Below are 24,534 nucleotides of genomic sequence, written 5' to 3' on the forward strand. Positions count from 1 at the left end.
CATGACAGCAGCCAGCATCGTGGGTTGGGCGCATACGCCATTCGGAAAGTTCGACGCCGAGACCGTCGAGAGCCTCGTCGTCAAGGTCGCCAACGAGGCGCTCGCCGATGCCGGCATTGCTGCGTCCGACGTCGACGAGATCATGCTCGGCCATTTCAACGCCGGCTTCTCGCCGCAGGATTTCACGGCTTCGCTGGTGCTGCAGGCCAATCCGGCGCTGCGCTTCAAGCCGACCACCCGCGTCGAGAACGCCTGCGCCACCGGATCGGCCGCCGTCCATCAGGGCATTCGCGCCATCGAAGCGGGCGCTGCGAAGATCGTGCTGGTGGTCGGCGTTGAGCAGATGACGCGGACGCCGGGCCCGGAGATCGGCAAGAACCTCCTGAAGGCGTCGTATCTGCCGGAGGACGGCGACACCGTCGGCGGCTTCGCCGGCGTGTTCGGCAAGATCGCGCAGGCCTATTTCCAGAAGTATGGCGACCAGTCGGACGCGCTGGCGATGATCGCCGCCAAGAACCACAAGAATGGCGTCGCCAATCCCTATGCGCAGATGCGCAAGGATTTCGGCTTCGAGTTTTGCCGCGCCGAGAGCGACAAGAACCCGTTCGTCGCGGGTCCCCTGAAGCGCACCGATTGCTCGCTGGTGTCGGATGGCGCCGCCGCGCTGGTGCTGACCGATGCCGAGACCGCCAAGACCATGGGTAAGGCGGTGAACATCCGCGCCACTGCGCATGCGCAGGATTTCCTGCCGATGTCCAAACGCGACATCCTGCAGTTCGAAGGCTGCACCACCGCCTGGCAGCGCGCGCTGCAGAAGGCCGGGCTGCAGCTGTCCGATCTCTCCTTCGTCGAAACCCATGACTGCTTCACGGTTGCCGAGCTGATCGAATATGAAGCGATGGGCCTGACGCCGAAGGGCCAGGGCGCGCGCGCGATCATGGAGGGCTGGACCCAGAAGGACGGCAAGCTGCCGGTCAATCCGTCCGGCGGCCTCAAGGCCAAGGGTCATCCGATCGGCGCCACCGGCGTCTCGATGCACGTGATGAGCGCAATGCAGCTCACGGGACAAGCGCCCGAGGGCATGCAGCTCAAGAACCCGCAGATCGGCGGCATCTTCAACATGGGCGGCGCCGCGGTCGCCAATTACGTCTCGATCCTCGAGCCGGCGAAGTAGCTTGAACGTTGCCGAATGGCTGGCGGCGACGGCGCGGGCGCGTCCCGCCGCGCCGGCGCTGCTGACCGGATTCGACCTCGACGCCGACTATGCAACCTTTGCCCGCCGCGCCGCCTCGATCGGGGCGGCGCTGGCGCGCGATCACGGGATTGCCGCCGGCGACCGCGTCGCACTGTTTGCGACGAATTGCACGCAATATCTCGAATGCCTCTACGGCATCTGGTGGATCGGCGCCGCCGCGATCCCGATCAACGCAAAACTGCATGGCCGCGAGGCGGCGTGGATCTGTGGCAATGGCGGCGCGAAGCTCGCCTTCGTCTCCGACGACACGATCGATGCGTTGAGCGAGGCGAAGTCCGATTGCCCCGCCGGCATGACCATGCTGTCGGTCGACAACGCTGCCTACAAGGCGATGCGAAGCGGCGAGGGCGCGCCCGCGCCGCTACCGCGCGAAGTCAACGACCTCGCCTGGCTGTTCTACACCTCCGGCACGACAGGCCGTCCCAAGGGCGTGATGCTGAGCCACGGCAATCTGGTCGCGATGTCGCTGTGCTACCTCGCCGACGTCGATGCGGCGACGCCGAACGACGCCTCGCTCTACGCCGCGCCGATCTCGCACGGCGCCGGCCTCTACAATTTTCCGCATGTCCGCATGGGCGGCCGTCACGTCGTTCCGCAATCCGGGGGCTTCGATCCGGATGAGGTGCTCAACCTCGGCCGCCAGCTCGATAACGTCGTGATGTTCGCCGCACCCACCATGGTGCGCCGCCTCGTCGATGCCGCCAGGAAGCGCGGCGAGAATGGCGAGCGGCTGCGCACCATCATCTATGGCGGCGGGCCGATGTATACCGCCGACATCCTGGACGCGATGGCGACGATGGGCCAGCGCTTCGTGCAGATCTATGGCCAAGGCGAGTCGCCGATGACCATCACGGCGCTGTCGCGCGACTGGCACCGGCAGAGCGATCACCCGCGCTATCTCGAACGGCTGGCCTCGGTCGGCACGGCGCAGAGCGTCGTCACCGTGCGCATCACGGACAAGGGCGGCCAGCCGCTGCCGGCGGGCGAGACCGGCGAGATCGAGGTCAAGGGCGCAACCGTGATGCTCGGCTACTGGAACAACCCGAAGGCCAATGCCGAGACCCTGAAGGACGGCTGGCTGCGCACCGGCGACGTCGGCCGGCTCGATGCGGACGGCTTCCTGACGCTGTCAGACCGCTCCAAGGACGTGATCATCTCCGGCGGCACCAACATCTATCCGCGCGAGGTCGAGGAAGCCCTGCTGACCCATCCCGATGTCCGCGAGGTCTCGGCGATCGGCGTGCCGGATGCCGAATGGGGCGAGATCGTCGTCGCCTGCGTCGTGCTGGAGGACGGCGTCGCGGCCGACGACGGCAAGCTCGACGCGCATTGCCTGGCTTCGATCGCCCGCTTCAAGCGGCCGAAGCGCTACGTCTATCTCGATGCCCTGCCGAAGAATAATTATGGCAAGGTGCTGAAGACCTCGCTGCGGGAGATGATGGCCAAAGGGATAGGCCAAGGGATAGGCTAAGGGATAGGCCGCTGCCTCCCGCCGCGCTAAGCTGCCTGTGCCTGTCACCGGGAGAACGGACCATGGGAATCGAGACGTCTCTGTCACTGTCGGAAGTGAACAATCGCATCGCAATCCTCCGGGACAACATCAGGCAGCTGATCGAGCAGGCCGCAGGCGCTGCGGGCGCCGAAGTCGAGGAGCGCATCGCCGACCGCCTCGAGCAGCAGAATGCGGAACTGGAAAAGCTCCTGAAAGCGCGCGAGGCGATGACGGGGCAGTAACATTAGGGGCGGTGGACACGCTACGGTTTTCCCGCCGTTCCGCCGCGCGGAAACCGTTCGGCCGCCGCCGCGCATACGCCCATACGCCTGGCGCCGGTTGATCTCGGCAAAGACCTCCCGTTACTAGCTCCGTAACCAGAACATCCGGGAGCGAACAGGACGATGGGACCACTGCAGGGTATCAAGGTCGTCGACATGACGACCGTGCTGATGGGACCCTATGCCACGCAGATGCTTGGCGACTACGGCGCCGACGTTATCAAGGTGGAATCGCCTGACGGCGACGTGACGCGGCAGATCGGTCCGACGCGGCACCCCGGCATGGGGCCGGTGTTCCTCAATACCAACCGCAGCAAGCGCTCGGTCTGCCTTGACCTGAAGAAGCCGGCGGGGCGCGAGGCCGTGCTGCGGCTGATCGCGAAGGCTGACGTGCTGGTGTACAATGTGCGCCCGCAGGCGATGGCGCGGCTGCAGCTCGGCTACGACGTCGTCGCCAAGGTCAATCCGCGCCTGATCTATGCCGGCGTGTTCGGCTTCGGCCAGGAGGGACCGTATGCCGCCAAGCCCGCCTATGACGATCTGATCCAGGGCGCGACCGCGCTGCCGGCGCTGATGGCGCAGACCTCGGACGGCGTGCCGCGCTACGTGCCGAACGCGCTGGTCGATCGCATCGTCGGCCTCACCGCGGTCGGTGCGATCTGCGCGAGCCTCGTGCATCGCGACCGGACCGGGCAGGGCCAGCGCGTCGACATTCCAATGTTCGAGACCATGGCCGGCTTCGTGATGGGCGACCACATGGGCGGCCTGACCTACGATCCGCCGCTCGACAAGGGCGGCTATGCCCGCCATCTGTCGCCGGACCGGCGGCCGTACAAGACGCTCGACGGCTATATCTGCGTGATCGTCTACAACGACAAGCAGTGGGAGAACTTCTTCAAGGCGACCGGGCGTGACGATCTGCGCAGCGATCCGAAGTTCGCGACCTTCGCCGGCCGCGCCAGCAATATCGATGTCGTGTACGCCGAGCTCGCGCGCATCCTGCTGACCAAAGCGACTGCCGAGTGGAACGAGATCCTCGAAAAGGCCGACGTGCCTGTGATGCCGATGCACGATCTCGAGAGCCTGCTGCAGGACCCGCATATGGTTGCCACCGGCGTCTTCCCCGTGATTGATCATCCAACCGAAGGCCGCATTCGGAGCATGACGCCGTCGGCACGCTGGTCGGAGACCAAGGTCGAGCCGAGCCGGCTGGCACCGCGGCTGGGCGAGCACAGTGCGGAGATTTTGCGGGAGGCGGGTTACTCCACCGATGAGATCGCGGCGATGGTGCGCGACGGCGTTGCCAAAGCGGTGAAGGCATAGGAGCACGACAGATGGATTTCGCACTCTCCGCCAACCAGGAATCGATCCGCGATGCCGTCGCAAAGATCTGCACTAGCTTCGACGAGGCCTACTGGCTGAAGAAGGACAAGGAAGGCGGCTATCCCTCTGACTTTCACCGCGCGCTGGCCGATGCCGGCTGGCTCGGCATCTGCATCCCCGAGGAATATGGCGGCTCCGGCCTCGGCATCACCGACGCTGCCATCATGATGCGGACGATCTCCGAATCCGGTGCCGGCATGTCCGGCGCGTCAGCCGTGCACATGAACGTGTTCGGGCTCAACCCGGTGGTAGTGTTCGGCACCAGGGAGCAGTGCCAGCGCATGCTGCCGCCGATCGTCGACGGCCGCGACAAGTCCTGCTTTGCGGTCACCGAGCCGAATACCGGCCTCAACACCACGCAGCTCAAGACCCGCGCGGTGCGCCAGGGCGACAAATATATCGTGAACGGCCAGAAGGTGTGGATCTCGACCGCGCAGGTCGCCAACAAGATCCTGCTGCTCGCGCGCACCACGCCGCTGGAGGAGGTGCGCAGCCCGACCCACGGCTTGAGCCTGTTCTACACTGATTTCGACCGCAAGCGTGTCACCGTGCACGAGATCGAGAAGATGGGCCGCAAGCCGGTCGACTCCAACGAGCTGTTCTTCGAGAATTTCGAGATCCCCCTCGAGGACCGCATCGGCGAGGAGGGGCGCGGCTTCGAATACATCCTGCACGGCATGAACCCGGAGCGCATCCTGATCGCGGCCGAAGCCGTCGGGCTCGGCCAGATCGCGCTGAAGCGGGCGTCGGAATATGCCAAGGGCCGCATCGTGTTCAACCGCCCGATCGGCATGAACCAGGGGATCCAGCATCCGCTGGCGAAGTGCTGGATGGAGCTGGAGGCCGCCTGGCTGATGGTGCTGCGCGCCGGCTGGCAGTACGACCAGAACCTGCCCTGCGGCCCCGCCGCGAACGCGGCAAAATATCTCGCGGCGGAAGCCGGCTTCCACGCCTGCGAGCAAGCGGTGATGACCCATGGCGGCTTCGGCTACGCCAAGGAATATCACGTCGAGCGTTACTTGCGGGAATCCCTGATCCCGCGCATCGCGCCGATCAGCCCGCAGTTGATCCTCAGCTTCATCGGCGAGAAGGTGCTCGGCCTTCCGAAGTCGTATTGATGTTAACCCGTCATTCCGGGGCGATGCGAAGCATCGAACCCGGAATCTCGAGATTCCCCGATGCGCAATCGCGCATCTGCGGTCTGGTCCTTCGGACCATCCCGGAATGACAGCGGATCGAGGTGAACAGATGAGCTTCGTCACCGGCGTCGGCCTCACACCCTACGGCAAGCATGAGGGCTCATCCTCGCTCGACTTGATGAGCAAGGCGGCCGAGCTTGCGATATCGGATGCCGGGCTGAAGCGCTCCGAGATCGACGGCATCCTCTGCGGCTATTCCACGGTCTCGCCGCACATCATGCTGGCGACCGTGTTTGCCGAGCATTTCGGCATCCGCCCGTCCTACGCCCACGCCGTGCAGGTCGGTGGCGCCACCGGGCTTGCGATGACCATGCTGGCGCATCACCTGGTCGACGCCGGCGTTGCAAAACACGTGCTGGTGGTCGGCGGCGAGAACCGGCTGACCGGGCAGAGCCGTGACGCCTCGATCCAGGCGCTGGCCCAGGTCGGGCACCCCGATTACGAGGTGACACTGGGGCCGACGATCCCAGCCTATTACGGCCTGGTCGCAACGCGTTACATGCATGAATACGGCCTCACGCAAGAAGACCTCGCCGAGTTCGCCGTGCTGATGCGCAAGCACGCGCTGATGCATCCCGGCGCGCAATTCCACGAGCCGATCACGGTTGCCGACGTGATGGCCTCGAAGCCGGTGGCGATGCCGCTGAAACTGCTCGACTGCTGTCCGGTGTCCGACGGCGGTGCGGCCTGCGTGATCAGCCGCGAGCCGACCGGTGAGCGGCGGGTCCGTGTCCGCGGCTGCGCCCAGGCACACACCCATCAGCACGTCACGGCCGCGCCGGCGCTGAGCGAGCTTGGCGCGGAGATTTCGATCGCGAAGGCGAAAGCGGCGTCGGGCGTCGCGATCTCGGACGTCCGCTATGCGGCGGTCTACGACAGCTTCACGATCACGCTCGCGATGCTGCTCGAGGACCTCGGCTTCGCCGGGCGTGGCGAGGCGGCGGCGCGGGTGCGCGCCGGCTGTTTCAATCAAGATGGCGAGATGCCGCTCAACACCCATGGCGGGCTGCTCAGCTACGGCCATTGCGGCGTCGGCGGCGCAATGGCGCATCTGGTCGAAACCCATCTGCAGATGACCGGCCGCGCAGAAAACCGTCAGGTGCGCGACGCCTCGGTCGCGCTGCTGCACGGCGACGGCGGCGTGCTGTCGTCGCATGTCAGCATGTTCCTGGAGCGCGTGCGATGAGCGGACCGATCGCGGACTGGACCAAAGGCGCGGAAGCCATCGTCTATCAGAGCTGCAACGCCTGCGGCGCGCGGCAATATTTCCGCCGCAGCTTCTGCGCGGCGTGCGGCGCGTCCGATCTCGCCGAGCATCGCGCGAGCGGGGCAGGGACGGTGTATGCGGCCTCGCTGGTCTGCCGTGCCGCGACACCGGCGACGCGGGCGCATGTGCCTTACAACATCCTGCTTGTTGATGCCGACGAGGGCTTTCGCATGATGGCCCATGGCGACCACGACCTCGCCATCGGCGACAAGGTTTCCGCGCGTTTCACGCAATTTGCGGGACGGCTGGTTCCATATTTCGCGAAGACGAAATGAGGGGCTGAACGATCCGATCAGAACGCAAGACCAGGCTGAATTGGTTCGCTCGCGCCCCTCATAGTTGCGGATATTAGTGCCAGTAAAAGACAAAGCTGGCGATGACGAGCATTGCCGTCACCGCCAGCATTTGCGCAAGCGCTTCCGAGGCCGCCCTCTTGGTGGCTTCCTTCATGCGTTTCCCCTAGACTTGGGCGTGACTCATCGTTGCGCTGAAAGCGCGCTAGACGGCCAGATTTTTGTACTCGGAACACCCCGCGTCGAGCATCCGCTTTTGATGAGTCCCCACTCAGCGAATATCGACTGTGACAAGGTTGTCTCGGAATGCGGCGGCAATTTGACTCGCGCGTGTTGCTCCTGCGACGGCCGCCCGTACAGAGCGTTTTCGAGCGAAGTGGATACCGGTTCGCGTGAAGAAAACGCGTCAAAACAAGGATCTAGAGCCCCGTTCCGATTTCATCGGAACGGAAAAGGCTCTAGTGTTTCGGAACCCGACAGAAACGACGGCAAGATCAAGGTTAGGAAATGGCCCGTATCGATTACTCCGATCCCGCGAAGGCAAACCCGCGCACCCGCGAGATCCTCGACAAGAACCGCAACGCCAACATCTTCCGCATGATGGCGCATTCGCCGAGCTACTTCGAACAATACTGCCGGCTCGGCGGTGCGATCCGCCACAAGGGCGAGCTCGATCCGATCGTGCGCGAGCTTGCGATCACGCGCACCGGCATTCTCTGCGAGGCGCCTTACGAGATCGTCGCGCACAAGCGCATCGGCAAGAATGTCGGCGTCACCGACGAGCAGAACGCGGCGCTGGACAACTGGCAGTCCGCGACCTGCTTCACCGAGGTGCAGCGCGCGGCGCTTACCTTCACCGACGAGGTCGTCAAGCTGAAGAAACCGACCGACGCGACCTTCAAGGCGATCGCGGCGATGCTGACGCCGGCCGCGCTGATCGAGCTGCAGCTCTCGGTCGGCTTCTACATCATGACGTCGAAGTTTCTCGAAACGTTCGAGATCGACATGCAGCCGGTGACGGAAGTGGTGAGCTGAGGCGCCGCGCGCGAAGACCGGAGCGCATGCACCCTCCGACGTCATGGCCGGGCTTGACCCGCCCATCCACGTCTTTCTTCACGGTCAGCAGCAAGACGTGGATGCCCGGGTCAAGCCCGGGCATGACGGAGTTGTACGAGTCCTCTCGCTGCGTGATTGGAATCTACCCCGACGTCAGCAGATCGACCTTCGCATTCGCCAGGATCAGCCGCTCGGCGAGAATCTGCGCGAGGTTGCGCATGATCCGCTCGCCGGCGCGCGGATGTTGCCCGCGGAAGCGCTCGAAATCCTTGATCGTCACTTCGTAGGTCGTCGCCGACATGTCGGCGACCACGTCCGCGATCCGCTTCGGCTCCAGCAGTCCCATCTCGCCGAACGCCATGCCTGCGGTCAGCGTCGCAAGGCGGATGCCGTCGGGCAGGGTGACGTGGACCACGCCGCTGCGCAGGAAGAACAGTGAGGTCGCCTCGCTGCCCGCGGCGATGATCTGCTCATTCGGCTGGTAGGTCCTGACCGTGCAGAGCGGGATAAGATCGGCAATCTCCTGCTCACTTAGTCCGGCCAGCAGCGGCTGCTCGGCAAGCTCCGTCGTCTCGAGGAAGTCGATCGAGCCGCCATAGCGGTAGACGATCTGGTCCTCCGCCCACTCGATCGCGGTGTCGAGCAGATAGAAATCCCTGATATTGCCGAGCCGGTTGGTCCATTCGCTGATCGTGGTCCATTCGCGCGAGGTCCGCTTGATGCCTGAGAGGATCACGGTGACGCCGAGCTCGGCCAGTTCCTGAAAGGCTTCCGCGACCAGCCGGGCGCCGGCGCGGGTCGTCGCGGTGACGCGGCGCAGATCGAAGATCACGAACTCCGGCCGCGGGCTGCCGGCGAGGCGGCGCGAGACATAGTCGACATTGGAGAGCGACAGCGTGCCGACCAGCTCGATCACGCGCACCTCCTGGAAGTGCTTCGCCAGGATCTCCTGCTCCTGCGGTCGGCGCACCCGCCGTGACGGGTTCTTGCCGATATTGTAGTCGGCGATGATGCTGTGGCGGGCGTCGTCGCTGCGGTTCAGCATGTGCAGGTCGTAATGCGACGACAGTGCCTCGCATACCTTGATGCCGCGCACGCTGTTGCCGTGCTTGTCGAGCTTTGGTGAATAGCTGCCGAGCCCAAGCCGCGCCGGCAGCGCCGCCAAAATGCCGCCGCCGACGCCGCTCTTGGCGGGGATGCCGACCCGGTAGATCCATTCGCCGGCGAAGTCGTACATGCCGGACGACGTCATCACCGAGAGCGTACGCGCGATCGCATAGGGCGTGACCACCTGCTCGCCGGTCACGGGATTGATGCCGCGGTTGGCGAGCGTTGCGGCCATCACCGCGGTGTCGCGCGCGGTGACCAGGATGGCACATTGCCGGAAATAGACGTCGAGCACCGCCGGGACGTTCTCGGTGATCACGCTGTTGGTGCGCAAGAGATAGCCGATCGCCCGGTTGCGGTCGCCGGTGGCGCTCTCGGAGGCGTAGACCGCTTCGTCGACGCCGAGCTCGCGGCCGGCGAAGCGGCCGAGCGCCTGGCGGATGAAGTCGAACGCACCGTCGCCCTTGTCGGCGTGGAGCAGGCCGGAGCAGGCGATCGCGCCGGCATTGACCATCGCATTGAACGGATGGTTGTCGGCGTTGAGCCGGATCGAATTGAAGGGGTCGCCCGACGGCTCGACGCCGATCACGCTCTCCACCCGCTCGGCGCCCAGCGTGTCCAGCGCCAGTGCGAACACGAACGGTTTTGACATCGACTGGATGGTGAAGGGCACCCTGGTATCGCCGACCTCGTAGACATGGCCGTCGAGCGTCGCGAGGCTGATGCCAAAATGGGCAGGGTCGGCCTTGCCGAGCTCGGGGATGTAATCGGCGACCGCGCCGGCGGCCTCCGGAAGGAAGTCTGCGTAACACGTGTGCAGAAACCGCAGCAGCGGCGGCTTCGAGCTGGACCAGCTGACGGTGCTGGCGGTGACAGGCGGAGGCGATTGTTTCATCGCCTCCTGTTGTGCAACGCAATCAGGGCGCGCGCAACTGGTTCGCAACCAGCGGCTGGCGGCGCACCAGCACCAGCGCGATCAGGATGGTCGGGGCGAGGATCGCAAGCCCCAGCAGCGTCACCTGCAGCTGCGACAGCGGGTTGATGCCGCCGCCCGGCGTCGCGATCACAAAGCCGCCGATCACCAGCAGCACCCGCAGCGGCCATTCCACGATGCCGGCCCTGCGCAGGTCGCCGACATAGGCCTGGTAGCCCTGAATGCCGCCGCAGATGAAGACGATGCCCAAACAGGCAAGGCCGGTCAGCCCGAGCGCCTCGAGATAGGGATTGCTGCCCTGGAGCAGCAGGGCCGGGTTCAGCACGAAGAAGAACGGGATGAAATAGATGATGCTGCCGACCCACATCGATTCCCATCCGGTCTTCATCGCCGGCGCGCCGGCGATGCCGGCAGCCGCGAAGGAGGCGATCGCGACCGGGGGCGTGATCGAGGACAGCATGCCCCAGTAGAAGATGAACATGTGCACGGCCATCTTGTTCAGCCCGAGCTTCTCCAGCGCGGGGGCGACAAGAATAGCGAGGAAGATGTAGCAGGACGTCGTCGTCAGCCCGAGCCCAAGGATCAGGCTGGTGATCGCGCACATGATCAGCAGCAGGAAGGCATCCCCGGCGGCGATGCTGAGCAGATCGTTGGCGAGGCTCGAGATCACGCCGGTCAGCGAAAACGCGCCGATCAGGAGGCCGCAGCCGGCGAGGATCGCGATCAACTCGACGAAGGTCTTGCCGTTCAGCTCGAGGAATTGCAGCCAGCGGGCGCCGCCCCAGTTCTTGCCAGGGAAGAACTCGTTGAGTGCTACAAGCAGGCACATTCCCCACAGCACGGCGTTGAGCACGTCGAACCAGAGCATCAGCGCCGTCACCGCGACCGACAGGGCGAGAACCGCCGTGTTGCCAGCCTTCCACGGCGCCGGGCCCGACCATTGGTGCAGGATCACGAGCAGGGCGGAGGCATAGAACGGCGCGTGGCTTTCGCGCTTGAAGTAGAGCAACATCACCACCAGCACGACGATGACGAACAGATAATACCAGCCCTCCATAAAGGCATCGCGGAACCGCGGCAGCTCGGCGCGCGGAATGCCTTCCAGTTTGTGGCGGGCGGCGTAGGCATCGACTTGCGCGAACAGGCCGACATAATAGAGCATTGAGGGGATGGTCGCGGCGAGTGCGACGTCGGCGTAGCTCGTGTTCATGAACTGCGCCATTACGAACGCCGTGGCGCCGAGCACCGGGGGTGCCAGCACCGCGCCGGTCGAGGCGCAGGCCTCGATGGCGCCGGCATAGGACGGCGTGAAACCGGTCTTCTTCATCGCAGGGATCGTCATGGTGCCCGCGGTGAGCACGTTGGAGACGATGCTGCCACCGACGGTGCCGAGCACTCCCGAGGCGAACACGCAGACCTTGGCGGCGCCGCCGCGGAAGGTGCCGCACATCGCGAACGCGATATTGATGAAGAACTTTCCGGCACCCGTCATCATCAGCGCGGTGCCGAACACCAGGAAGCCGATCACCGTGTCGGCAAAGGCCTGGATCGGGATGCCGAGCAGGCTCTCGCCGGAGAGCATGTGATAGGCAGTGGTTTGCTGCAGCGTCGACTGCGTGCCGCGGAATGGGCCGAGCCAGCTGGCGTCGGCAAACAACGGATAGAGCGTGAACGGCAACACGCTCAGCAGCAGGCTCCAGCCACCGGTGCGGCGCAACGCCTCCATCAGCACGAACCACATGATCAGTCCGGCTACGATGACATTGGTCGGCGCGCCATCGAACTCCCATCCGGCCTGCGCCGCCTTGCGGATGTTGGCCATCAGCCAGATCGCCGAGCCGAATGTCAGCGCGAACAGCAGCAGGTCGTACCAGGGAATCCGGTCAAGCGGCGCTTGCTCGCTTCCCGGGAAGATCAGGAAGGTGAACGGCAGCATCAGCGCGATCAGGACATAGAAATATTCGGTGTTGAGCTGGGTGTAATCGATGAAGAAGCGCAGCGAGAATTGCTGATTGACGCACAGCAGGATGGTCGCAGCAGTGGCCACCAGCAGGGCCCAGCGCCAGGCGCCGCGCAAGGTGCGGACGCGCGTGACCTCGGATTCCTGCAGGTCGGCCGCCGCGGAGAGATGCGGATCGTCGAACTCGACCTTCTTCGCCATCGCGGCCGCGCCGTCGGACATCGCGCTCCCTCTCGGTGATCTTGTTATCGCGGCAGCCTAACCGCCTTTAGTCGAAGCCATTAGGCATATTGGCTTTCGTAAGCGCCGTGGCGCGCGCCTTCATCCAGCCGTCGAGGAAGGCTTTTTCATCGGAGGGTGGATTGGACTTGCCGTAATCCGTCCAGGCCGCGCCCAGCACCTCCTGGCGCTTGTAAAGTGCGTTGTTGTGCGCGTCCTGCTCGTCGCTCCAGTAGCCTGCTTCCTTGAGCGCCTTCACCGCGCCGGGATGCACCGGGACGACCCAGTTCTTGGTCTGACGGTCGGCGCTGAGGCCGCCGGCGCCGGGCGCCGAATCCTTGTAGGCGTCGTAGTTGACGATCATCGCCTTGGTGATCGCATAGATCTGGTCGGCCGGTTGCGCGGCGTAGGCGACGAAGATCGGGTAGGGGTAGTTGCCGAGCTGGATCGGCTTGTCCGGCGAGATGCCGGCGCCGCAGGTTGCGGTTTGCGGGAAGAGGAACGAGCCGACCTTCTTCACCCGCGCCCAACCTTCCTTGTCGCTGGCGGGCAGCGGCGGCCACATCAATCCGCGCGGCGAGGTCTCGGCCTCCTTGGCAGGGCCGGTGATCGTGGTGCCGAAGGCGGCGTCGGTGTCGTTGTTGATGAGGCCCTTCCACATCGCGCCATAGCTTGCGAACTCGACGACCTTGACGTCGCTTTGGGTGAGGCCGCCGAAGGCGAGCATCGCCAGCGAGTTCTGGTTCAGCGCCGGCGAGCCGACCACGAAGCCGACCCGCTTGCCGCGCAGATCCTTCATTTCCTTGACGCCGGCATCGGCCGCCACGCCAAGCGCTCCGCAATTGCAGTCGACCGACGACAGCATGAGCTGCAACGGCTGCGGGCCCCATTCCTTGGCGCCGAACTCGAACACGCCTTCCTGCGCGAAATAGGTCCCCGATCCCATCGCCGAGGAGACCGCGCGCTTGGCGCGCAAGGGTGCGAGACGCGCGACGTCGTTGCCGGCCGGCAGCACGCGGACGTCGGTGCCGTATTTGTCCTTCATCATCTTGCCGACGCCGACCGCGATGTTGAAGCCGGCGGTGCCGGTGTCATAGGCGGTCACCGCCATGGTCGGCGGCAGCTTGATGTCCTCGGCCGAGGCGGGCAGGGCAGCGACGAGTGACAGGCCGGCAAGCGCGGCAGGCGCGAGCGCCATCAGCCGATGGATCATAATCCCTCCCTTTGTTTCGCTGTGCGAAACTTTTCCGGGCGGGATGATTGCATCGCGATCCGGCGATGGCAACGCCGCCCTGGCCGCAGGCCGCCGATTTCGGCCGCTGCATCACCGGACAGATTGTCGCGGCTGGCCGGAGGTTGCGAGATCTCAGGTCTCGACGATCGCGACCGCCTGGCCTTCGGCGATGACGTCGTCGATCTTGACCAGAATCGACTTGATTTTGCCTGCTGCCGTCGATGTGACCGGTATTTCCATCTTCATCGCCTCGACGAACGCAATCTCGTCGCCATCGCCGATGCTGGTGCCGGCCTCGACAGGAAGCGCGCAAACGCGCCCGGCAACTTCGGTCACGATCTTGATCTCAGGCATTCCACTCTCCGATACCGTCTTGCGGAAATTTCATCCGGCGAACGGCTTTTTGTTGTGGCGGCAGATTGCCTGAGGTAGCTTCATCTGCAAGTGGAATTTTATTCCGCAGGACGGAATGGAGCCAAAACAAATGGGACGGCGCTCGGAACGACTTAGCAGGCAGGGAATGCTCGCCAGCGAGACAGGCGATGGCGATGTCATCCAGGTGGTGTCGCGCGCCTTTGATGTGTTGCGGTGCTTCGAAGGGCACGAAGCCCGGCTCGGCAATCTCGAAATCTCGAACCGCTGCGGCCTGCCGCGTTCGACGGTGTCGCGGTTGACGCACACGCTGACGCGGATGGGACAGCTCGTCTATCTGCCGCGCGATCAGAAGTATCGGATCGGTCCGAGTGCGGTCGCGATGAGCACCACGATGATGAAGGGGCTGCAGCTGCGCAATCTGATCCGGCTGCGCCTGCAGGATGTCGCCGATCAATTGCCGGGCACGGTGGGCTTCGTGATCCCCGACCGCTTTCAAATGGTCTATCTGGAGTTTGCCCGCGCGGCGAACGCGCTCGGCCTGCATGAGGCGACCGGCAGCCGCATCTCGATGGCGACCACCGCCGCCGGCCACGCCTACACGGCCGCGCTCGATCCCGCGATCGGCGACGCGCTGATATCAGAGATGGAAGGCGAGTTGCCTGAGAGCGCCAAGATGCTGACGCCGCGGATCGAGGCCAACCGCCGTCACCTGCAGGAGCACGGCTACGTCGTCGCCTGCGGCCTTTGGAGCCCGCATATCAACGGCGTCGCGGTGCCGCTGTGGTCGCCGCAATATCAGACCTATGTGGTCACCACGATCGGCCTGCTCTCGGCGATGTACGACGAAGAGCGGCTGCACCGCGAGGTCGCGCCGCAGATGGTCGAACTCGCCGCCGCGCTCGGCAGCCTGCTCGAAGGCGCCGACGGCGATATCTTCAGCAATCGGATCGAACGCAAGTCGCTATCGGTGGCCGCCCATAACAACAAAATGATCAAGACGGAGGCAATGAATGAACTGGAAGCCGGAACTCGACGACCTCGCCCGGCGCGAAGCGTTCGCGCGGGAGATGGGAGGCGTTGACAAGGTCAAGCGGCAGCGCGACCAGGGCCGGCTCACCGTCCGCGAGCGCATCGACAAGCTCGTCGACCAGAACAGCTTCCACGAGGTCGGTGCCATCTCCGGCATCGCCGAATATGACGAGAGCAACGAACTCAAGCATCTGACGCCGGCGAACTGCGTGTTCGGCCGCGCCAGGGTCGACGGCCGCACCGTGGTGGTGGTCGGCGACGATTTCACCGTGCGCGGCGGCTCGGCCGATGCATCGATCTCCGCCAAGCCGTTGATGGCGGAGGAGATGGCGCATGATTTCCGCCTGCCGATCGTTCGCGTGATCGAAGGCTCCGGCGGCGGCGGCTCGGTGAAGACGATCGAGACCAAGGGCGCCGCCAATCTGCCAGGCGGCGTCGGTGGCACGCGCTGGTACTGGTACACGACCGCCAATCTGGCGCGCGTGCCGGTGGTCGGCCTCGGCCTCGGTTCGGTCGCCGGCTTAGGTGCGGCGCGGCTGGCGGCCACGCATTATTCGGTCATGACCAAGAGCTCCGCGATGTTCGTCGCCGGCCCGCCGGTGGTGAAACGCTTGGGCCAGGATCTGACCAAGCAGGAACTCGGCGGCGCCGACATCCAGACCCGCGCCGGCGCGATCGATCAGGCGGTCGAGACCGAGGAGGAGGCGTTCGACTACGCGCGGCGCTTCCTGTCCTATTTGCCGTCGTCGGTCTACGATTTGCCGCCGACCATTCCCTGCACCGACGATCCGGAACGCGCCGAGGAGCAGCTGTTGAAGGCGGTGCCGCGCAACCGCAGGCAGGTCTACAAGATGCGGCCGATCATCGAGGCCGTCGTCGACAAGGGCTCGTTCTTCGAGGTCGCCGCCAATTTCGGCCGGCCTGTGATCACCGGGCTGGCGCGCATCGAGGGCCGGGCGGTGCTGCTGCTCGCCAGCGATCCGTTCCACTATGGCGGCTCGTGGACCGCGGACGCCTGCCAGAAGGTGGTGCGCTGGGTCGACTTCGCCGAAACCTTCCATCTGCCGGTGGTCTATCTGATGGACTGCCCGGGCTTCATGATCGGGCTTGAGGCGGAGAAGTCGGCGACCATCCGGCACGGCGTGCGGGCGATGGCGGCGGTCAACCAGAGCACGGTGCCGTGGTGCACCATCATCATCCGCAACGCTTTCGGCGTTGCCGGCGTGGTGCATCAGCCGGCCAACCGCTTCTCGATGCGCTATGCCTGGCCGTCGGCTTATTGGGGCTCGCTGCCGCTCGAGGGCGGCATCGAGGCCGCCTATCGGGCCGAGATCGACGCGGCCAGCGATCCCGCCGCCAAGCTGCGCGAGATCGAGGATCGCCTCAACAAGCTGCGCTCGCCGTTCCGCTCGGCCGAGAAGTTTTGGGTCGAGGAGGTGATCGATCCGCGCAAGACGCGCTCGCTGCTCTGCGAATTCGCGCGTCTCGCCGAACCGATCCGAACCCCGGGCCCGCCGGGCAACATGTCGACGCGGCCGTAAGCTTTTCACGCCGTCATTCCGGGGCGATGCGAAGCATCGAACCCGGAATCCCGAGATTCCGGGTCTGGTCCTTCGGACCATCCCGGAATGACGATGCGTGCTACTCGCTCTCCCGATGCACGTCGTGGATCACGATGCCCATGCCGTTCTCGGGCATCTTGATCCATTCGCGATGCTTTAGCGAACGCTTGGTGTCCTCGTGTCCACTCACCCAGTGCTCGCGCATCGAGGTGCCGGAGAATTCGTGGTCCTTGGCGTCGCCCTCATAGGCCTTCTGCTGATAGATCAGCTGCAGCAGCGTGATCCCGGGCAGCCGGCTGTTCGCCTCCTTGAGCTGGCGCTCTTCGTCCGAGAGCTGATCGTCGGGGATTTTTCCCAACGCGTTGTGCAGGGCGGTGCGCAGATTGTAGGTCTTGCGATAGACGTCGGTGTTGTAGCGGGTGCGCGACGAATACATGATGTCCTTGTGGCGGGCCATCACGTCCTGGATGTCGCGTGGCAGCATGCCGCGCGCCGAGAACAGGTCGACCTGGAACACCAGCGAGTTGGCGTTGTCTTCCTGGTCGAGCAGATGCTGCAGGGGCGTGTTGGAGACGATGCCACCGTCCCAGAAATGATCGGTGCCGACCTTCACCATCGGCAGTGCCGGCGGCAACGCGCCGCTCGCCATGATGTGCTCGGGGATGATCTCGTCATGGGCATTGTCGAAATAGATGAAGTTGCCGGAGAGCACGTTCACCGCGCCGACCGCGAAGCGCATCTTCTTGGAGTTGATGCGGTCGAAATCGACCAGCTCGAGCAGCGATTCACGCAACGGCGTGGTGTCGTAATAGCTGGTGGCGGTGCGCGCGCCGGCCGGGCTGAACCACGGATTGGCTTGATGCGGGGTGAAGAAGCCGGGTTGCCCGAGCGTCGTCGTCAGCCATGAACTGGTGAAATTGCGGGCCTTGCGGAAGATGTCGCCGTCTGGCGTGTAGTGCCAGATCTTGCGGCTGGTGATGCGATCCCAGAATGTGTGCAGCCGCTCCAGCCGCTTCGAAGGCGGATTGCCGGCGATGATCGCCGAGTTGATCGCGCCGATCGAGACGCCGCAGACCCAGTCGGGTTCGATATTGGATTCGTGCAGCGCCTGATAGACGCCGGCCTGATAGGCGCCGAGCGCGCCGCCGCCTTGCAGGACAAGAGCCACGCGATCGCAGCCTTCGGGGCGCCAGCCGGGCGTCGCGTGCTCGATATCGTCAAAATGAGGGGTTCGCGCGTCCATCTCATGGCACTCCAAAAATTCGCGGCGAGAATTCAGGGCGCCGATGACGCCGTGATGACAAACACCGCGTCGGCCCATGGCGCATCCGCCATGCCTGCCTGCATGGTTAGCATTGGCCACCACCGTGAGACGCGGGTCATGCGGCTGACGGAAATCCCTCATCTCGCTGTCAATCTCGGCCGTTAGCTTCCGCGCAAGCTTTTCAAACAGGGGGTTATTGCGATGCGCAGGGAAGATCTGCTCAAGCTTCCGTCCATGCCGGCCGCCGGTCCGAGCTATCCCGCCGGTCCCTACCGCTTCATCGATCGCGAATTCCTTGTCATCACCTATGAGACCGATCCGGAGCTGATCCGTGCCGGCCTGCCTGAGCCGCTGGAGCCGATCGAGCAGGCGATCGTGCATTACGAATGGATCAAGATGCCCGACAGCTCCGGCTTCGGCAGCTACACCGAGTCCGGTCTTGTGATCCCCGCACGCTTGCATGGCGAAGAGGTCAATTTCGTCTGCCAAATGTATCTCGACGATGATCCGCCGATCGCGGCCGGCCGCGAGATCTGGGGCTTTCCGAAGAAGTACGCCCACCCGAAGCTCGAGATCGTCAAGGACACGCTGACCGGTACGCTGGAATATGCCGGCCAGCTCGTTGCGATGGGCACGATGGGCTACAAACACGAGAGCATGGCGGGCAATGGCGACATCACGCGCGCCACGCTGTCGAAGACGCAGATCAATCTGAAGATGATCCCCGGCGTCGACGGCCATCTCGAAATCTGCCAGCTGGTCGCGATCAACCTGACCGACATCGTCGTCAAGGGATCGTGGATCGGGCCGGGCCGGCTGCATCTGGTGCCGCATGTCAACGCGCCGGTCGCGGATTTTCCGGTCAAGCGCGTCGTCGGCGCGCATCATTTCCTCGCCGATCTGACGCTGCCGTTCGGGCGCGTTGTGCACGACTACAACAAGGAAGCCGCCGAGGCGGCGACGCCGACCGGCCTTGCGGCCGAGTAGGGCTGTCGCTGACACAAAACTGTAACGGGCGCGTCCTCCAATATGAAGGACGCGCCCGCCCGGTTTTGCACGTGGGCGGGGTTTTGAACATTTCGCGCGGTTGCCTTGAAGATTCCCTTGGAGAGCGGCCATGCTGGCAGATCCACCTCCTGCTCCTGTCGGCTCGCTGCTGACACGTGAGGCCGTCCCCGGCCTGGTCTGGGCGTTTCGCCTGCACCACGACGGCCGTGCCGAGGCGCTTCCGATCGACAAGCCGATCGAGCCGAGCCATGACGGAAGGTTGTGGCTGCACTTCAACCTGAGCGATGTCCGCACCCGGGCGTGGCTCGCCAACATGCATATCCCGCAGCTCGCGCGGGACCTGCTGCTGTCGAGCGACGAATTCCAGCAGATCCACACCATCGACAATTGCGTCTATGGCGTGTTCTCCGATCTGGTGCGCAGCATCGATGCTCCGACCGAGGAGACCGACTTCCTTCGGTTTGCGATGACCGAGCGTCTCCTGATCAGCGGACGCCACCAGGCGCTCTGCGCGGTCGACGCGACGCGCCGCGTGCTCGAAAGCGGCTATCGCGTCGAGAGCGTCGCGGCGCTGCTGGAAAAGATCATCCACGAGGTCGCCGACACCATGGACCGCATGGCCGACAAGATCGGCACCGAGATCGATGCGATCGAGGACCGGGTGGTCGCCGGCGAAACCAATTCCGAGATGCGCAGCGCGCTCGGGCGGATGCGCCGGACCTGCGTGCGGCTGCATCGCCAGCTCTCCGGTTTGCGTGTGCTGTTTCACCGTCTCGAGCTGAAGAACATGGACAATCTCAGCCCGGCGCTGCGGCTGCAGGCCGGCAAGCTGGCACAGCGGCTCGACGGCCTCGACCATGACATCGTCGAACTGCGCGCGCGCAGCCGCCTGCTGGAGGAGGAGCTGCGCTTCAAGCTCGAGGAGGAGAGCAACAAGCATCTGCATGCGCTCTCCGTCGTCACCATGATGCTGCTGCCGCCGACGCTCGTCACCGGCATCTTCGGCATGAACACCAAGGGATTGCCGCTGACCGACGTCGACAGCGGGTTTCTGTGGGCTGCAGGCTTGTTGGTCGGATCGTCGCTCTTGGCCTATCTGCTGATGCGGCGGCTGCGCATCGTCAAATAGCGCGATCGCACTGCGGCATCTTCCATGAGCAGAGCTCTTTCCCGCGCAACACTGGTGGCCGCGGCCCTCGCGCTCTGCGCCCCGGCGCATGCGGACGACAAGCCGGTCGCCGATCGGATCGCGGATACGCGCGCCGCGCTGGAGGAAGCCGGCTACCAGTTCAGCATGACCTATATCGGCGAGGCGTTTAGCAACACCTCGGGCGGTGTGAGCAACGGTGCGGCCTATACCGGCCGTCTCGATCTCGGCACCACGATCGACCTCGACAAGGTGATGGGCTGGACCGGCGCGACCTTCCACGCCAACATGTTCCAGATCCATGGCGACGGGCTGTCGCGGGGCTATGTCGGCAATTTGTTTCTGGTGTCCGGCGTCGAGTCGCTGCCGGCGACGCGGCTCTACGAGTTCTGGATCGAGCAGAAGCTTCTGGACGGCAGGCTCGCGGTGCGCGTCGGCCAGCAGGGCTCCGACGTCGAGTTCATCGACAGCCAGTACGACGACATCTTCATCAATTCGGCGTTGGGCTGGCCCGGCATCACCGGCGTCAATCTTCCGACCGGCGGGCCATCGCCGGCGCTTGCCGTGCCCGGGATCCGCATCAAGGCGAGCCTGACCGACCGCCTCACGGCCTATCTGGGGCTGTTCGACGGTTCGGCCGCTCCGCCGCAGGGAACCGAGGACCCGCAACTCCTCAATCCACACGGGATCCTGTTCCGCGTCAACGATCCGCCCTGGTGGATCGGCCAGCTCAAATACAAGTTCGAGATCGGCGAGAGCAAGCTGCCGGCCACGATCACCGGCGGCGGCTGGTATCACATGATGTCGTTCGCCGATCAGCGCTTCGGGGCCGACGGGCTGTCGCTCGCCGATCCCAACAGCTCCGGCGACACGCGGTGGCTGCGGCGGGACAACGGCATCTTCATGGTCTATGAGCAGTTGCTCGCGCGCGCCAAGCCGGACGCGGACAAGGGCGTCGCGTTCTTCATGCGAGCTTCGGTCAGCCCGTCGGACCGCAACCTCATCAGCACCTATGTCGACGGCGGCTTCCTGTTCACCGGCTTCAGCGACAAATATCCGGACGACCGGTTCGGCATCGCCGGGATTTACGGCAAGATTTCCGACGCCGCGCGCGCGCTCGATCGCGATACGCAGATCTTCACCGGCACGGCGTATCCGATCCGCGACTATGAGGCGATCCTCGAGATCACCTACCAGCACGTCGTGAACGCCAACTTCACGATGCAGCCGATGTCTCAATACATCGCCCATCCCGGGGGCGGCGCCGTCGACCCAAACGATCCGACGCAGACGCATCGGATCAAGGACAGCATCGTGTTCGGGATGCGCACCATCCTCTCGTACTGACCGGCGCAAGTCGCGCAGGCGAGGGCCTCAAGCCGCCGCCGGTTTCGGCTCGGCCGCGGGCTTCGGCTGCGGCCGTGCGATTGCGAGGGCGATCAGCGCGGCGAACACGCAGAGCGCGCCGGCAATGAAGAACGCCGGCAGATAGCTCTGATAGAGCGTGCGCGACAGACCGGCGCCGAACGCGGCGGTGCCGGCGCCGAGCTGGTGGCCGGCGAAGATCCAGCCGAACACCAGATTGGCGCGCTCTGCGCCGAAGCGCTGCGCGGTGAGGCGCACCGTCGGCGGCACGGTCGCGATCCAGTCGAGCCCGTAGAACATCGCAAACAGCGACAATCCGTAGAACGTGAAGTCGGAGAACGGCAGGAACAGCAGCGAGAGGCCGCGCAGGCCGTAATACCAGAACAGCAGGTAGCGGTTGTCGTAGCGGTCCGACAGCCAGCCCGAGACGATGGTGCCGAAGAAGTCGAAGATGCCCATCGCGGCGAGCAGGCTGGCGGCCTGCACCTGCGGGATGCCGTAGTCGAGGCACATCGGGATCAGGTGGACCTGGACCAGGCCGTTGGTCGATGCGCCGCAGACGAAGAAGGTCGCGAACAGGATCCAGAACACCGACGATTTCGAGGAATCGCGCAGCGTGCCGAGCGCGGCCGCCACGATCGGCGCATTGGCCGGCGGTGGCGCCGGGAGGGGCGCGGTGCCCTGATCGCCGAACGGACGCAGGCCGACATCGCTGGGACGGTCGCGCATCAACATCAGCACGGCGAAGGCGGCGACGCCGAGCACGACGCAGACCAGCGACAGCGCGATGCGCCAGCCGTAACGCTCGGTCAGCGTCGCGAGCAGCGGCAGGAAGGCGAGCTGCCCGGTCGCAACGCTCGCGGTGAGGATCCCGATCACGAGCCCGCGCCGCGCCACGAACCAGCGCGTGGCGATGGTCGCGCCGAGCACCAGCGCGGTCATGCCGGTGCCGATCCCGATCACGACGCCCCACAACAGCACCAGCTGCCAGACCTGCGTCATGGCGAGCGAGGCGAGCAACCCCGAGACCACGATCAGCTGTGCCGCCAGCGTCACGTTGCGCAGGCCGTAGCGGTTCAGCAGCGCTGCGGCGAACGGCGCCATCAGCCCGAACAGGATGAAGCGGATCGACAGCGCCGAGGAAATCTCGGCGGTGGACCAGCCGAACTCCTTCTGCAGCGGCACGATGAAGACGCCGGGCGCGCCGACGGTGCCGGCCGAGATCAGCGCGGCGAGGAAAGTGACGGCGACCATCACCCAACCGTAGTGGATGTTGCGGCGGGCGAGGGCGGAAGCAAGCCAGTTCGAGATCATTGGGCCCCAATTGAAATGCGATGAGGGTTCTGTTCGTGATGCGCAATATGGCACGACGGAGCTATGTCTAAAACGACTTAGTTCCCTCGTTTTCGGACTCGCAGGCTGCGCTCGAATTGCCGGCTGCGTAGATGCTGTGCTCCCTCTCCCGTTTGCGGGGGAGGGCCGGGGTGGGGTCCCGCCGCGAGTCATATTGTGGAGACACCCCCCAAACCCGCCGCGCTCTGGCACGCGAGTGCGCTGCCGCGCGCGTCGGCCTCCCCCGCAGGCGGGAGAGGCGAGGTGAGGCTGCGGACAAAGCGATCGGAACTAGGATCATTGCGCCTCAGTGCGTGACGCGCTCGATCGCGATCGCGGTGGCTTCGCCGCCGCCGATACACAAAGCGGCGACTCCGCGCTTCAAATTCTGCGCTTCCAGCGCGTGCAGCAGCGTCACGATCAGCCGCGCGCCGGTGGCGCCGATCGGGTGGCCGAGCGCGCAGGCGCCGCCATTGATGTTCAGCCTGTCCCTGGGAATTCCGAGATCGCGCTGCGCCGCCATCGCGACCACGGCGAAGGCTTCGTTGATCTCGAACAGGTCGACATCGCCGACGCTCCAGCCGACCTTGTCGAGCAGCTTTCTGATCGCCGGGATCGGCGCGGTGGTGAACCACTGCGGCTCCTGGCTGTGGGTGGCGTGGCCCTTGATCTCGGCCAGCACCGGTAGCCCGTCGCGGTAGGCAAGCGAGCGCTTGGCCAGGATCAGCGCCGCGGCGCCGTCGGCGTTGGCGGAGGAGGCCGCCGGCGTGATGGTGCCGTTGGCACGGAATGCGGGTTTGAGGCCGGGGATCTTCGCGGGATCGACCTTCAGCGGATGCTCGTCATTGGCGATGATGCGCGGGCCGGCCTTTTCCTGCAGCGTGATCGGCGCGATTTCGGCCTTGAAGGCGCCGCCCTCGACCGCCTTGCGGGCGCGGCTCAGCGTCTCCATTGCGAAAGCGTCCTGGTCGGCGCGGGTGAACTGATAGGCCTCCGCGGTCGCCTCGCCGAAATCGCCCATCGAGCGGCCGGTCTCGTAGGCGTCCTCGAGCCCGTCCATCATCATGTGGTCGATGATGCGGTCATGGCCGGCGCGATAGCCGCCGCGCGCCTTCTGCAAAAGATAAGGCGCGTTGCTCATGCTCTCCATGCCGCCGGACAATACGATCTCGGCCGAGCCGGCCTTGATGATGTCGTGGGCGAGCATGGTCGCCTTCATGCCGGAGCCGCAGACCTTGTTGACGGTGGTGGCGCCGGTGGCATCGGGCAGTTTTGCGCCGCGCGCCGCCTGGCGGGCAGGGGCTTGGCCCTGGCCGGCGGGCAGCACGTTGCCCATGAACACCTCGTCGATGCGTTCCGGCGCGAGCCTCGCGCGCTCGAGCGCCGCGCCGATCACATGCGAGCCGAGCTTGTGGGCCGCGAGCGGCGTCAGTTCGCCCATGAAGCGGCCTAGCGGGGTGCGGGCGGCGGAGAGGATGACGACGGGATCGGCGCTGGATGCCATGGCAGGATTTCCTTCAATGCCGGGGATTTGATTGAATTATCTTCATCATATGATGCGATGCAAAAAATGCAACTCCGCGTCCCATGACAAAATGTCGTGTTCGCATGAGTTGGAGAGGGAGCGTGAGGCCGCGTTGTCGCCTCGATTCCGCTGTCGTCCCGGCGAACCCCCAACCCGGGATGTCATCACCCGCGTATGCGGGTGATCCAGTATTCCAGAGACTGCGGTGCTTGAGCCGAAAGGCCGCGGCGTACTGGATCGCCCGGTC

Annotated in this window: 20 protein-coding genes; 13 read left to right on the forward strand and 7 right to left on the reverse strand. The window is 65.0% G+C overall.

Translation table 11 applies throughout. From position 1 onward, the window contains the following. Position 1 precedes the first annotated feature (1 nt). The 8 genes from K359_RS0106635 to K359_RS0106675 all read left to right on the forward strand — a co-directional run bounded on the left by K359_RS0106635 (position 2) and on the right by K359_RS0106675 (position 8,205). The gene (locus K359_RS0106635; RefSeq protein ID WP_029078640.1) at positions 2–1,174 is read left to right on the forward strand and encodes an acetyl-CoA acetyltransferase; all 1,173 of its coding nucleotides are present in this window, start codon (positions 2–4) and stop codon (positions 1,172–1,174) included. 1 nt (position 1,175) lies between these two features. Next, positions 1,176–2,726: an AMP-binding protein gene (locus K359_RS0106640; protein WP_029078641.1), complete on the forward strand. Its 1,551-nt coding sequence runs from the start codon at positions 1,176–1,178 to the stop codon at positions 2,724–2,726. 62 nt (positions 2,727–2,788) lie between these two features. After that, on the forward strand, positions 2,789–2,989 hold the full coding sequence (locus K359_RS0106645) for a hypothetical protein (protein ID WP_029078642.1): 201 nt from the start codon (positions 2,789–2,791) through the stop codon (positions 2,987–2,989). A 162-nt stretch (positions 2,990–3,151) separates the two neighbouring features. Further along, the gene (locus tag K359_RS0106650) at positions 3,152–4,351 is read left to right on the forward strand and encodes a CaiB/BaiF CoA-transferase family protein (protein ID WP_029078643.1); all 1,200 of its coding nucleotides are present in this window, start codon (positions 3,152–3,154) and stop codon (positions 4,349–4,351) included. Positions 4,352–4,362: 11 nt separating this feature from the next. Further along, complete coding sequence (locus K359_RS0106655) at positions 4,363–5,529, forward strand: acyl-CoA dehydrogenase family protein (protein ID WP_029078644.1); 1,167 nt, start codon at positions 4,363–4,365, stop codon at positions 5,527–5,529. Between the two features lie 130 nt (positions 5,530–5,659). After that, positions 5,660–6,796 (forward strand): thiolase family protein, encoded by a 1,137-nt coding sequence (locus tag K359_RS0106660; RefSeq protein WP_029078645.1) that lies wholly within the window; start codon positions 5,660–5,662, stop codon positions 6,794–6,796. Then, entirely contained in the window at positions 6,793–7,152 is a 360-nt protein-coding gene (locus tag K359_RS0106665) for a Zn-ribbon domain-containing OB-fold protein (protein WP_029078646.1), read from the forward strand. Before K359_RS0106660 ends, K359_RS0106665 begins: the two co-directional genes overlap by 4 nt. Positions 7,153–7,677: 525 nt before the next feature. Beyond that, positions 7,678–8,205 carry a carboxymuconolactone decarboxylase family protein gene (locus K359_RS0106675; RefSeq protein ID WP_029078647.1) on the forward strand — a complete coding sequence of 176 codons (528 nt, stop codon included), beginning with the start codon at positions 7,678–7,680 and terminating at the stop codon, positions 8,203–8,205. A gap of 163 nt (positions 8,206–8,368) precedes the next feature. On the opposite strand, the gene glsA is transcribed toward K359_RS0106675, so the two are convergent. From glsA to K359_RS0106695, 4 genes are all read right to left on the reverse strand, one after another. Then, complete coding sequence (glsA, locus tag K359_RS0106680; RefSeq protein ID WP_029078648.1) at positions 8,369–10,228, reverse strand: glutaminase A; 1,860 nt, start codon at positions 10,226–10,228, stop codon at positions 8,369–8,371. 22 nt (positions 10,229–10,250) lie between these two features. Beyond that, entirely contained in the window at positions 10,251–12,449 is a 2,199-nt protein-coding gene (locus K359_RS0106685) for a TRAP transporter permease (RefSeq protein ID WP_035976226.1), read from the reverse strand. A 46-nt stretch (positions 12,450–12,495) separates the two neighbouring features. Beyond that, entirely contained in the window at positions 12,496–13,659 is a 1,164-nt protein-coding gene (locus tag K359_RS0106690) for a TAXI family TRAP transporter solute-binding subunit (protein ID WP_029078650.1), read from the reverse strand. 153 nt (positions 13,660–13,812) lie between these two features. Then, entirely contained in the window at positions 13,813–14,034 is a 222-nt protein-coding gene (locus tag K359_RS0106695; protein WP_029078651.1) for an acetyl-CoA carboxylase biotin carboxyl carrier protein subunit, read from the reverse strand. A 130-nt stretch (positions 14,035–14,164) separates the two neighbouring features. Here K359_RS0106695 and K359_RS0106700 point away from each other — a divergent pair, with 130 nt between their 5' ends. Both K359_RS0106700 and K359_RS0106705 read left to right on the forward strand, forming a co-directional pair. After that, positions 14,165–15,136, forward strand: a complete 972-nt coding sequence (locus K359_RS0106700) for an IclR family transcriptional regulator (protein ID WP_029078652.1) — start codon at positions 14,165–14,167, stop codon at positions 15,134–15,136. Then, positions 15,066–16,625, forward strand: coding sequence for an acyl-CoA carboxylase subunit beta (locus K359_RS0106705; protein ID WP_029078653.1), 1,560 nt, complete (start codon positions 15,066–15,068; stop codon positions 16,623–16,625). Before K359_RS0106700 ends, K359_RS0106705 begins: the two co-directional genes overlap by 71 nt. Before the next feature lie 100 nt (positions 16,626–16,725). On the opposite strand, the gene K359_RS0106710 is transcribed toward K359_RS0106705, so the two are convergent. Next, positions 16,726–17,889, reverse strand: a complete 1,164-nt coding sequence (locus tag K359_RS0106710) for a patatin-like phospholipase family protein (RefSeq protein WP_029078654.1) — start codon at positions 17,887–17,889, stop codon at positions 16,726–16,728. A gap of 222 nt (positions 17,890–18,111) precedes the next feature. Here K359_RS0106710 and K359_RS0106720 point away from each other — a divergent pair, with 222 nt between their 5' ends. From K359_RS0106720 to K359_RS0106730, 3 genes are all read left to right on the forward strand, one after another. Then, entirely contained in the window at positions 18,112–18,897 is a 786-nt protein-coding gene (locus K359_RS0106720; protein WP_029078656.1) for an acetoacetate decarboxylase, read from the forward strand. Positions 18,898–19,027: 130 nt separating this feature from the next. Further along, entirely contained in the window at positions 19,028–20,047 is a 1,020-nt protein-coding gene (locus K359_RS0106725) for a transporter (protein WP_029078657.1), read from the forward strand. Between the two features lie 24 nt (positions 20,048–20,071). Further along, a complete protein-coding gene (locus K359_RS0106730) occupies positions 20,072–21,412 on the forward strand; it encodes a carbohydrate porin (protein ID WP_029078658.1) in 1,341 nt (446 codons plus the stop codon). Positions 21,413–21,439: 27 nt separating this feature from the next. Here the strand turns inward: K359_RS0106730 and K359_RS0106735 are convergent, their stop codons facing one another. Both K359_RS0106735 and K359_RS0106740 read right to left on the reverse strand, forming a co-directional pair. After that, positions 21,440–22,744 (reverse strand): MFS transporter, encoded by a 1,305-nt coding sequence (locus K359_RS0106735; RefSeq protein WP_029078659.1) that lies wholly within the window; start codon positions 22,742–22,744, stop codon positions 21,440–21,442. A 325-nt stretch (positions 22,745–23,069) separates the two neighbouring features. Then, on the reverse strand, positions 23,070–24,266 hold the full coding sequence (locus K359_RS0106740; RefSeq protein WP_029078660.1) for an acetyl-CoA C-acyltransferase: 1,197 nt from the start codon (positions 24,264–24,266) through the stop codon (positions 23,070–23,072). Positions 24,267–24,534 lie beyond the last annotated feature (268 nt).

Source organism: Bradyrhizobium sp. th-b2, from assembly GCF_000426785.1.
Taxonomy (GTDB): domain Bacteria; phylum Pseudomonadota; class Alphaproteobacteria; order Rhizobiales; family Xanthobacteraceae; genus Bradyrhizobium; species Bradyrhizobium septentrionale.